This is a genomic window from Streptomyces sp. NPDC001204 (assembly GCF_053598035.1).
In genome coordinates this window covers 1-11,894 of record NZ_JBSFJL010000015.1, presented here as the reverse complement: position 1 = coordinate 11,894, position 11,894 = coordinate 1, and the positions used below count along the sequence as shown (strand labels likewise).

The window sequence follows — 11,894 nt, the reverse complement described above, 5'->3', positions numbered from 1 at the left end:
GGGGATCAACTCCTTGGGAGGGGGCAGGAGGTACGTCGGTGGGTCAGGCGGCCGGCGCCGCGGCGGCCGGCGGCTGCGGTGCCCGCCGGTCGGTGACCCGGGCGAGCACGGCGACGCAGGCCGTGGTGACAAGCAGCAGGACGGCGTAGAACGCGACCACGGGCCAGACGGAGCCGCCGCCCGATGTCAGCAGGGCCTGCGCCACCAGCGGGGTCGTGCCACCGATGAGCGTCGAACACAGCTGGTACGAGAGGGAGATGCCGGTGTAGCGGACACGGGACGGGAAGGCGCGGGCGAGGAATCCGGCCAGGACGGCGTAGTACCCGGAGCCGCTGATCATGGCGAGCGCGATGCCGAGGAACACCAGGAGCGGCCGCGCCGTCTCGATCATGAGGAACATCGGGGCGGCGACGACGACATTGGCGAGCAGTGAGCACACCATGAACCGGGCCTCGCCGACCCGTTCGGAGATCAGCGCGGCGACCGGCTGCCACACGAACTGCACCACGGAGAGCCCGAGCAGGATGTAGAGCATCGTCTGCCGGTCCATGTGCAGTTCGTTGGTGGTCCAGGAGAGCACGAACGTGTTGGTGAAGTACGCGGCGGAGATGCCCATGATCGAGGCGCCGATGCCGAGCAGCACCACGCGCCAGCCGGTGCGCAGCACTTCGGCGATCGGGAGCCTCACCACGTCGCCGCGCTCCCTGACCCGTGCGAAGTCGTCCGACTCCTCGACCTTCAGCCGGATCAGGAGGCCCACGACGACGAGCAGTCCCGAGAGCAGGAACGGCACACGCCAGCCCCAGGCCAGGAAGGCCGCGTCGTCCAGGGTGCCCGCGGCGAGGAAGACGAGGGTGGCCAGGATCGCGCCGGCCGGCGAGCCCTGCTGCACCATCATGGCGAAGAAGGAGGCCCGCCCCCTGGGCGCGCTCTCGGACGCCATGAGGACCGCGCCGCCCCATTCACCGCCCACCGCGATGCCCTGCACCGCGCGCAGGAGAGCGAGCAGGACGGGTGCCGCGACTCCTATCCGCGCGTGCGTGGGCAGCACGCCGACCAGGAAGGTGGCGGCTCCCATCAGGAGCAGCGTGGTGACGAGGGTGCCCTTGCGGCCCATGCGGTCGCCGAAGTGGCCGAAAATGATCCCGCCGAGCGGCCGGGCGAGGAAGCCGACCCAGAAGGTGGCGAACGAGGCGAGCACACCCGCGGCGGGCGACACGTCGGGGAAGAACAGCTTGCCGAAGACCAGCGCGGAGGCCGTTCCATAGATGTAGAAGTCGTACCACTCGATGGTGGTGCCGACGAACGAGGCGAGACCCGCGCGGCGGGCCCGGCTCGAAGTACGGGATCTCCCGAGGGCGGCAGACGGGACGTTCATGGGGCCTCCGGCGGACGGGCCAGGCGGTGAACAGGACGTGCCCTCAGTTTGAATTCGGCCACTCATGCCGTCTAATACTTGATGGGCAAGGTTCCCATGCCTCTGAGGCATGGACTCCCGCGAAGGCCCGGAGGTCATTCATGGAACTGCGCGTGCTGCGCTACTTCCTCGCCGTCGCCGAGTCCGACTCGGTCACCGCCGCGGCGCGCAAGGTGCATGTCGCCCAGCCCTCCCTGTCGCGTCAACTGAGCGCACTGGAGAAGGACTTGGGCGTCTCGCTGTTCACGCGCCGGCCCGGTTCCCTGACATTGAACGCCGCTGGCCGCCGTTTTCGGCCCATCGCCCAGGACCTGGTGCGCCGTGCCGAGCAGGCCGCCGAGACGATGGCGGCCGCCGGGCAGGGCGAGGGCGCGGCCTTCACCGTGGTCGCCTCCCCCTCCACGGTGGCCTATCTCCTGGCCCCGTTCATGGCCGGTGGCGCCACCGCGGGGCCCACGCTGCGGGACGCCCTTCAGGAGGAGCCGAGCAAGGTCTTCGACACGCTGATGCGCAGCGACGCCGACCTCGGCATCTCCACGACTCCGGCGCCGGCGCCGCTGGAGTCGGCGTTCCTCGGCCGAACGCCGGTCATCGCGCAGGTGCCCGCCGGTCACCCCTGGAGCGAGCGCACCACGATCACTCTCGCCGAGCTGGTCACCGAACCGCTCATTCTGATGACTCGCTCCAATGTGGCCCGCCTCGTCGTGGACGAGGCCATCAGCCGTGCGGGCCTCACACCCGCCGGGGTGTCGGAGACCGGCTCCTCGGCCTTCGCGCAGGCGCTCGCCGCGGCGGGCCGAGGGGCGTGCCTGGTCACGGACGACGCCCGCTTCGGCCTCGCGGAACTGGTCGTGCGGACCGCCGACGGGCCACTGACGGTCCCGCTGTATGCCGGGTGGGATGCCTCGCACTATGCCCGTACCGCCCTTCACGCCCTGGTGGACGGCCTGCGCGACTACTGCGACGAACGCAGGCGGCGGTTCCCGGGGCTGTGAACGCGGTCAGCCGGTCAGCCGATCGTCGCCTCGGCCGTCGGCGCGTCGGCTCGGGACGCGTGCAAGCGGGCGTACGCGCCCTGGGCCGCGAGGAGTTGGTCGTGGGTGCCCTGTTCCACGATGCGGCCGGAGTCCATCACGACGATGACGTCGGCGTCCCGGACGGTGGACAGGCGGTGCGCGATCACGAAGCTCGTCCGGCCCGCCCGCAGGGTGTTCATGGCCCGCTGGATCAGCAGCTCGGTGCGGGTGTCCACGGAGCTGGTCGCCTCGTCCAGGATGAGCACGGCGGGCCGGGCGAGGAACGCCCTCGCGACCGTGATCAGCTGCTTCTCCCCGGCGCTGACACCGCCGGACTCGTCGTCCAGGACCGTGTCGTATCCCTGCGACAGGGTGCGGATGAACCGGTCGGCGCAGGTGGCGCGGGCCGCCTCGACGACGTCCGCGCGGGTCGCGTCCGGGGTCCCGTAGGCGATGTTCTCGGCGATGGTTCCCTTGAACAGCCAGGTGTCCTGGAGGACGAGGCCGAAGCGGGAGCGCAGGTCGTCGCGGTTCATCGCGGCGATGTCGGTGCCGTCCAGGAGGATGCGGCCCGAGTCGATCTCGTAGAAGCGCATCAGCAGGTTGGCGACCGTGGTCTTGCCGGCGCCGCTCGGGCCGACGATCGCCACCGTGCTGCCGGGTTCCACGGACAGTGACAGCCCCTCGATGAGCGGCACGTCGGGGGAGTAGCGGAACGACACGTCCTGGAACTCCACCCGGCCCTCGGCGCGTTCCACAGCGAGCGGTCGGCTCGGTTCGGGTTCCTGCTCCGGCGCGTCGAGCAGCGTGAACACCCGCTGCGCGGAGGCCACCCCGGACTGCAGGCGGCCCGCGACCGAGGCGATCTCCACGATCGGCTGGCTGAACTGCCGCGCGTACAGGATGAACGCCTGCACATCGCCCAGTGTCAGCGAGCCGTCCACGACCTTCCAGGCGCCGACGACGGCGACCGCGACATAGCCGAGGTTGGCGACGAACATCATCACGGGCTCGATCGCGCCGGACGCGAACTGTGCCCCCGAACCCGCCCGGTACACCGCCTCGTTGCGCTCGTCGAAGCGCCGCTCGGCCTCCGCCCGCCGGTCGAAGGACTTCACCAGCGCGTGCCCGGCGCACATCTCCTCGACGTGCGCGGTCAGTTTGCCGCTCGCGGCCCACTGGGCGGCGTACCGCGGCTGGGCCCGCTTGGCGATCCAGGCGGCGAGCAGCCCCGACACCGGGACGCTCAGCAGCATCACCCCGGCCAGCGAAGGCGAGATGATCAGCATCAGGGACAGCATGATGACCAGCGAGAACACGGAGCTGATCAGATCGGTCAGGGTCTGCTGGAGGGTCTGCTGCAGGTTGTCGACGTCGTCCGTGCTGCGGCTGAGCGTCTCGCCCGCCGGCAGCCGGTCGAAGTGGCGCAGCGGCAGCCGCGCCAGTTTCTCCTGCGCCCGGTGCCGCAGGTCGTGGATGAGCAGACGGACCACCGATGCCACCAGCCAGTTCTGCACCAGCATGAACACCGACGCCGTCACGTACAGAACCAGCAGGATCAGCAGCAGCCTGCCGAGCGCCCCGAAGTCGACGCCCGGGGCCGGCCCGCCGTGCCCGAGGACGCCGTCGGCGATCAGGTCGGTGACGCGGCCCAGCAGCAGCGGACCGAACGCGTTGAGGAGGATGCCGACGACACCCGCCGCCAGGGCGAGGCCCACGGACCGGCGGTGCGGGCGCAGCAGACCGGCGAGCCGGCGGACCGGCCGGTCCGATTCGCGCGCCTCCTCCTCTCGCGCCTCTTCGTGCTCCTCAGGGACGTCCGGCGCCATGAGCGGTTTCCTCTCGGGTGCGCTGCGAGAGCGCGATCTCGCGGTACGTGGGACTGTCGCGCAGCAGCGCGTCATGGGTGCCGGTGGCGGCGATGCCGCCCTGGTCCAGGACGACGATCCGGTCGGCGTCGCGCACGGAGGCCACGCGCTGCGCCACGGTGATCACGGTGGCGCCCGCCGTGTGGGGGACCAGGGCCTCCCGCAGCGCCGCCTCCGTGCTCTGGTCGAGCGCGGAGAAGGAGTCGTCGAAGAGATAGACGGCGGGGCGGCGCAGCAGCGCCCGTGCGATCGCCAGCCGCTGGCGCTGGCCGCCGGAGACGGTGGTGCCGCCCTGGGCGATCTCCGCGTCGAGGCCGCCGAGCCGGGCCACGAAGTCGTCCGCCTGGGCGACCCGCAGCACCTCCCACAGCTCCTCGTCCGTCGCGTCCGGCCGGCCGAAGCGCAGGTTGGTCGCGACGGTCCCGGCGAACAGGTACGGCCGCTGCGGCACGTAGCCCACGGCGCCGGCCAGCACCGACGGGTCCAGTTCGCGCACATCCGTGCCGCCGATCCGCACCTCGCCCGCGGTCGCGTCGACCAGCCGCAGGATCAGGTGCAGCAGCGTGGTCTTGCCGGAGCCGGTGCTGCCGAGGACCGCGACCCGCTCACCGGGCTTCAGCGTCAGCGACAGGTCCCGGAGCACGGCGTTCTCGGCGCCCGGGTAGCGGAACTCGGCGTCCAGCAGCTCGACCTGCCCGGCGGGACCCGTCATGGGCCGCGGCGCGGTGGGCGGGACGACGTCGGTCTCCGCGTCCAGGACCTCCGTGATCCGCTCCGCGCACACCCGGGCCCGCGGCACGTTCAGGAACACGAAGGCGAGCATCACCACGGACATCAGGATCAGCGACAGATAGCTGAGGAAGGCGCTGAGCGAGCCGATCCGCATGCTGCCCGCGTCGATCCGCCGCGCCCCCACCCACAGCAGCGCCAGGGTGAACAGGTTCATCAGCAGCAGAACCGACGGCAGCATCACCGCGATGAGCCGGCCCACCCCCAGGGACAGGCCGAGGAGCTTCTCGTTGGTGCGGGTGAAACGCTCGCTCTCGTACGAGTCGCGGGCGAAGGAACGCACCACGCGCACCCCGGTGATCCGCTCCCGCAGCAGCCGCCCGATCCGGTCCAGCGTCCGCTGAAGCCGGGCGTACAGCGCGGCCATACGGGCCAGCAGGAAACCGAAGCAGACGCCCACCACCAGCACCATCGGAACGAGGATCAGGGCCAGCGGCACGTCCTGGCGCAGTGCGAGCACCACACTGCCCAGGCACATCAGCGGGGCCGCGACGAAGATGCCGAGCCCGGACTGGGCCAGGTTCTGCACCTGCTGCACGTCGTTCACCGAGCGGGTCAGCAGGGACGGGGTGCCGAAGCGGCCGATCTCGCGGGCGGAGAAGTCCAGCACGCGGCGGAAGACCGCGGAGCGCAGGTCCCGCCCGAGGGCGGTGGAGGTGCGCGCGCCCAGGGCCGCGGCACCGAGCGCCGCGGCGATCTGCACCACCGCCACCACCGCCATCACCGCGCCGATGGCGCCGATGCGATCGCTGTCCTCGCGGACGACTCCCTCGTCGATGAGCGCGGCGCCCAGCGTCGGCAGCAGCAGCGTGCCGAGGATCTGCACCAGATGCAGGGCGACCAGAGCGACGACGGAACCCGCGTAGGGGCGCAGTCGTGTGCGCATGAGTCTCAACAGCACGGAATGACACCCCGGTTGACGGCGGCCAGAAGCCGCCCGTTGGAACGGAGTCGGCCGGCACGCCGACCCGGTCATTGGATCCCGCACCGCACCCGGATTTCCCTAGTGTTCGCCCCGGCCGCATCGGCCCACCCGGGAATTCCCTAGTAAGTTCGAGAAGCGTTGACATTGACTTCCGCCGCTTGGGAACGTGCCGGTGTCTATCGTCCGGACAGCTTTTCGAGGCCAGGTCGTCGACCGAGCGCAGCGTTTGGACGGTCTCTTCGCGGTTGAGATGGGAATGAAATGCCCAAGCGCGCACTGATCACCGGAATTACCGGCCAGGACGGGTCCTATCTGGCGGAGCACCTGCTGTCGCAGGGGTACCAGGTGTGGGGTCTCATCCGTGGCCAGGCCAACCCCCGCAAGTCCCGGGTGAGTCGGCTCGTTTCGGAACTGTCCTTCGTGGACGGCGACCTCATGGACCAGGCCAGCCTGGTCTCGGCGGTCGACAGAGTACAGCCGGACGAGGTGTACAACCTCGGCGCGATCTCGTTCGTGCCGATGTCCTGGCAGCAGGCCGAGCTGGTCACCGAGGTGAACGGCATGGGCGTGCTGCGCGTCCTGGAGGCCATCCGCATGGTGAGCGGACTGAGCATGTCCCGCACCGCGGGTCCCGAGGGCCAGATCCGGTTCTACCAGGCGTCCTCCTCGGAGATGTTCGGCAAGGTCGCCGAGACGCCGCAGCGGGAGACCACGCTCTTCCACCCGCGCAGCCCCTACGGCGCGGCCAAGGCGTACGGTCACTTCATCACCCGCAACTACCGTGAGTCGTTCGGTATGTACGCGGTCTCCGGAATGCTGTTCAACCACGAATCGCCCCGTCGTGGCCAGGAGTTCGTGACCCGCAAGATCTCTCTGGCGGTCGCCCGCATCAAGCTGGGGCTCCAGGACAAACTGGCCCTCGGCAACATGGACGCGGTCCGTGACTGGGGCTACGCGGGCGACTACGTGCGCGCCATGCACCTGATGCTCCAGCAGGACGCCGGCGACGACTACGTGATCGGCACCGGAGAGATGCACACCGTGCGCGACGCGGTCCGCTACGCCTTCGAGCACGTGGGCCTCGACTGGGAGGACCACGTCGTCATCGACCCCGACCTCGTGCGGCCCGCCGAGGTCGAGGTGCTGTGCGCCGACAGCTCCAAGGCGCAGGTCCAGCTGGGCTGGAAGCCGAGTGTCGATTTCCCGGAACTCATGCGGATGATGGTCGACGCCGACCTTGCGCTCGTTTCCCGGCAGAACGAACTCGACGACCTTCTGCTGGCGCACAGCTGGTAACGGGCGAAAGCCCCTCCAAGTTCTAGGGATTTCCTGCCGGACCTCCCTCCAGACTCGCCTCATGGCTTCTCCCGCAGGGGAGAGCCATGTGGCGAGTCGGTGTTCTGCAGCACGGCGCAGAGATTTCGGCGATGCGTGTACGGCCGTCGGCCGTCGGGATGGGTTGAGATGGACAACGAACAGAAGCTCCGGGATTACCTCAAGCTGGCGACCGCCGATCTGCGACGCGCGCGGCGGCGTGTGAGCGAGCTGGAGTCGTCGGCCCAGGAACCGATCGCCATCGTCGGCATGACCTGTCGCTACCCCGGTGGCGTCAGCAGCCCCGAGGACCTGTGGCGGATGGTGGAGGCCGGCGAGAACGGCGTCACCCCGTTCCCCGCCGACCGCGGCTGGGACATGGAGGCGCTCGCCTCCTCGCCGACCTCCCGCGGTGGATTCCTGCACGACGCGCCGGACTTCGACGCGGACTTCTTCGGCATCTCACCGCGCGAGGCGGTCGCCATGGACCCGCAGCAGCGGGTCGTCCTGGAGTCCGCCTGGGAGGCGTTCGAGCGCGCCGGCATCGACCCCACCTCCGTCAAGGGCAGCCGCACCGGCGTCTTCATCGGCGCCATGGCCCAGGACTACCGGGTCGGCCCCGCCGACGGCGCCGAGGGCTTCCAGCTCACCGGCAACACCGGCAGCGTGCTGTCCGGCCGCATCTCGTACACCTTCGGCACGGTCGGTCCCGCCGTCACCGTCGACACCGCCTGCTCCTCCTCCCTGGTCGCCCTCCACCTCGCCACCCAGGCGCTGCGCGCGGGCGAGTGCACCCTCGCCCTCGCGGGCGGCGTCACCGTCATGTCCGGCCCCGGCACCTTCATCGAGATGGGCCGCCAGGGCGGACTGTCCGCCGACGGCCGCTGCCGTTCCTTCGGCGACACCGCCGACGGCACCGGCTGGGCCGAGGGCGTCGGCATCCTCGTCCTGGAACGCCTCTCCGACGCGATCCGCAACGGCCGCGAGATCCTCGCCGTCGTCCGCGGCACCGCCGTCAACCAGGACGGCGCCTCCAACGGCCTCACCGCCCCCAACGGCCCCTCGCAGCAGGCGGTCATCGAGCAGGCCCTCGTCAACGCCCGGCTCGCCGCGGGCGACATCGACGTCGTCGAGGCGCACGGCACCGGCACCACCCTCGGGGACCCCGTCGAGGCACAGGCACTGCTCGCCACCTACGGGCAGAACCGTGACGAGGACAAGCCGCTGCTGCTCGGCTCGGTGAAGTCCAACATCAGCCACACCCAGGCCGCCGCCGGTGTCGCCGGTGTCATCAAGATGGTCATGGCGATGCGGCACGGCGTGCTGCCCCGCACCCTCCTCGCCGACGAGCCCACCCGCCACGTCGACTGGTCGCAGGGCGCCGTCCGCGTCCTCACCGAGAACACCGAATGGCCCGCCACCGGCGCCCCCCGCCGCGCGGCCGTCTCCTCCTTCGGCATCAGCGGCACCAACGCCCACACCATCGTCGAGCAGGCCCCCGAGCCGGAGCCCGCCGACACCGAGGACGACGCCCCGGGCACCCCGGCCGCCGTCACCGGCGTGGTGCCCGTGCTGCTCTCCGGCCGCGGCCCCGAGGTGCTGCGCGCCCAGGCCGCCGCCCTGCTCACCACCCTCGGCACCGGCACCCCGCCCGCGCTGACGGACACCGCCTACTCGCTCGCCACCACCCGCACCGCGTTCGAGCACCGGGCCGTCCTGCTCGCCTCGGACCTGCCCGGCCTCACCGAGCGGCTGACCGCGATCGCCGACGGCACCGACCCGGCCGCCCTGGCCGACACCGTCACCGGCACCGCCCGCACCGAGACCCGCCTCGCCGTCCTGTTCACCGGACAGGGCGCCCAGCGACTCGGCGCCGGCCGCGAACTCGCCGCCCGCTTCCCGGTGTTCGCCGCCGCCCTGGACGCCGCCCTCGACGCCTTCACCCCCCACCTGGACGTGCCGCTGCGCGAGGTGCTGTGGGGCGAGGACGCCGCCCGCCTCGACCGCACCGAGTACGCGCAGCCCGCGCTGTTCGCCGTCGAGGTCGCCCTCTACCGCCTGCTGGAGTCCTTCGAGGTCAAGCCGGACCACCTGGCCGGCCACTCCGTGGGCGAGATCGCCGCCGCGCACGTCGCCGGCGTGCTCTCCCTCGACGACGCGGCCACCCTGGTCGCCGCCCGCGGCCGACTCATGCAGGCGCTGCCCGGGGGCGGCGCGATGGTCGCCGTGCAGGCGAGCGAGGAAGAGGTCGCCCCGCTGCTCGCCGGCCACGAGGACCTGGTGTCCCTCGCCGCCGTCAACGGCCCCTCCGCCGTCGTCCTCTCCGGCGACGAGACCGCCGTCACCGAGCTGGCGGCCCGCCTGGCCGCCGACGGACGCAGGACGAGCAGACTGCGCGTCTCGCACGCCTTCCACTCGCCGCTCATGGCACCGATGCTCGACGAGTTCCGCAGCGTCGTCGAAGGCCTCACGCTGCACAGCCCGCTGCTCCCCGTCGTCTCCAACGTCACCGGTGAGCCGGCCACCGTCGCCCAGCTCACCTCACCCGACTACTGGGTCGACCACGTCCGCCACGCCGTCCGCTTCGCCGACGGCATCGACTGGCTCGCCCGGCACGACGTCACCGCCTTCCTCGAACTCGGCCCCGACAGCGTCCTGTCCGCCCTGGCACAGAACTGCCTGGACGCCGCCGGCTCCGACGCGGTCACCGTGCCCGCGCTGCGCGAGGGCCGCTCCGAGGACCACACCTTCACCGCCGCGCTCGCCGCGCTGCACACCCACGGCACCACGCTGCGCTGGGACGCCTGCTTCACCGGCACCGGAGCCCGCCGTACCGACCTGCCGACCTACACCTTCCAGCGCCGCCGCTACTGGCCGCGCGCCGTCCAGGGCGGCGCCGCCGACCTGCGCTCCGTCGGGCTCGGCGCCGCCCACCACCCGCTGCTGTCCGCCGCGGTCTCCCTCGCCGACTCCGAGGGCGCCCTGCTCACCGGCCGGATCTCCCTGCTCGGCCACCCGTGGCTCGCCGACCACACCGTCCGCGGCACCACCCTGCTGCCCGGCACTGCCTTCCTGGAGCTGGCCGTCCGCGCCGGCGACGAGGTCGGCTGCGACCGCGTCGACGAACTGACCCTGGCGGCGCCGCTCGTCCTGCCCGAGCAGGGCGGCGTCCAGGTGCAGCTGTGGATCGGCAACCCGGACGAGTCCGGCCGCCGCAGCGTCACGATCTACGGCCGCCCCGACGCCGACGAGGACGCCCCCTGGACGTCCCACGCCACCGGTGTGCTCTCCCCCTCCCGTGCCGCCACCGACTTCGACGCCACCGTCTGGCCCCCGGCCGGTGCCGAGGCCCTCCCCGTGGACGGCCTCTACGAGCGGCTCGCCGACGGCGGCTTCGGCTACGGCCCGCTCTTCCAGGGCCTGCGGGCCGCCTGGCGCCGCGGCGACGAGGTGTTCGCCGAGGTCGTCCTGCCCGAGTCCGGCCACACCGACGCCCAGTCCTTCGGCCTGCACCCCGCGCTCCTCGACTCCGCCCTGCACGCGGCGTCGTTCGTCGACCTCGACGAGCGCGCCGCCGGCGGACTGCCCTTCTCCTGGGAGGGCGTCAGCCTGCACGCGAGCGGCGCCACCACCCTGCGGGTGCGGCTGGCCCCGGCGGCCGGTGACGCCGTCGCGATCGCCGTCGCCGACGACGCGGGACAGCTCGTCCTGTCCGCCGACTCGCTGATCCTGCGCGCGGTCGCGGCCCACGAGATCGACGCCGCCGCCGCGCTGGTCCGCGACGCCCTGTTCCGCCTCGACTGGGTGCCCGTCACGGCCGTCGCCGCCGCCTCCGGCACCGCCGCCCTTGTCGGCGAGGACCCCTTCGGCCTGCGCGCCCTGCCCCAGTTCGGCGAACTCGCCGTCCACCCGGACCTCCCGGCCCTCGCCGCCGCCGACGCCGCCGTCCCGGACACCGTGCTGCTGCCGCTCACCGGCACCGGCCCGGACGCCGACCCGGTCACCGCCGCACACCGCGCCGCCACCGACGCCCTCGCCGCCGTACAGACCTGGCTCGAGCAGGACGAGCGGTTCGCCGCGTCCCGGCTCGCCCTGGTCACCCGGGGCGCGACCACCGGCCACGATCCGGCCGTCGCCGCGGTCTGGGGCCTGGTGCGCTCCGCCCAGTCCGAGAACCCCGGCCGCTTCCTCCTCGTCGACCTCGACGCCGAGCAGGATCTGCCCGCCCTTCCGGCCGCCGCTCTTCTGGGCGACGAACCCCAGCTCCGCCTCCAGGACGACGAGCTCCGTGCCGCCCGTCTGGTCCGTCGTCCCGCTCCTACCACCGATGCGGTTCCCGTGTTCGGTGGGGAGGGTGCGGTGTTGGTGACGGGTGGTACCGGTGGGCTGGGTGCGGTTGTGGCGCGTCATCTGGTGGCCGGGTACGGGGTGCGTGAGCTGGTTCTGGTCAGTCGTCGTGGTGGTGAGGCCGCGGGTGCGGCCGAGTTGGTGGCTGAGCTGGCGGAGTCGGGTGCGCGGGCGACGGTCGTGGCGTGTGATGTGACGGATCGTGTGGCGGTGGCTGA

The 11,894-nt window shown here is 72.0% G+C and carries 6 protein-coding genes; 3 read left to right on the top strand and 3 right to left on the bottom strand.

The genetic code is table 11. The features are described from left to right. Positions 1 to 43: 43 nt before the first annotated feature. The gene (locus ACWC91_RS21245) at positions 44 to 1,378 is read right to left on the bottom strand and encodes an MFS transporter (protein ID WP_450639851.1); all 1,335 of its coding nucleotides are present in this window, start codon (positions 1,376 to 1,378) and stop codon (positions 44 to 46) included. Between the two features lie 140 nt (positions 1,379 to 1,518). Between ACWC91_RS21245 and ACWC91_RS21240 the strand changes: the two genes are divergently transcribed. Beyond that, positions 1,519 to 2,412, top strand: a complete 894-nt coding sequence (locus tag ACWC91_RS21240) for a LysR family transcriptional regulator (RefSeq protein WP_225079690.1) — start codon at positions 1,519 to 1,521, stop codon at positions 2,410 to 2,412. A 14-nt stretch (positions 2,413 to 2,426) separates the two neighbouring features. On the opposite strand, the gene ACWC91_RS21235 is transcribed toward ACWC91_RS21240, so the two are convergent. Both ACWC91_RS21235 and ACWC91_RS21230 read right to left on the bottom strand, forming a co-directional pair. Continuing rightward, a complete protein-coding gene (locus ACWC91_RS21235; RefSeq protein ID WP_450639850.1) occupies positions 2,427 to 4,262 on the bottom strand; it encodes an ABC transporter ATP-binding protein in 1,836 nt (611 codons plus the stop codon). Next, positions 4,243 to 5,991: an ABC transporter ATP-binding protein gene (locus ACWC91_RS21230; RefSeq protein WP_450639849.1), complete on the bottom strand. Its 1,749-nt coding sequence runs from the start codon at positions 5,989 to 5,991 to the stop codon at positions 4,243 to 4,245. The genes ACWC91_RS21235 and ACWC91_RS21230 overlap by 20 nt, the downstream gene beginning before the upstream one ends. A gap of 285 nt (positions 5,992 to 6,276) precedes the next feature. On the opposite strand from ACWC91_RS21230, the gene ACWC91_RS21225 reads away from it, so the two are divergent. Together ACWC91_RS21225 and ACWC91_RS21220 are read left to right on the top strand one after the other, a co-directional pair. Further along, a complete protein-coding gene (locus tag ACWC91_RS21225) occupies positions 6,277 to 7,311 on the top strand; it encodes a GDP-mannose 4,6-dehydratase (RefSeq protein WP_225079693.1) in 1,035 nt (344 codons plus the stop codon). Positions 7,312 to 7,479: 168 nt separating this feature from the next. Then, positions 7,480 to 11,894, top strand: a 4,415-nt coding sequence (locus tag ACWC91_RS21220; RefSeq protein ID WP_450639847.1) for a beta-ketoacyl synthase N-terminal-like domain-containing protein, incomplete at its 3' end; no start/stop codon positions are given.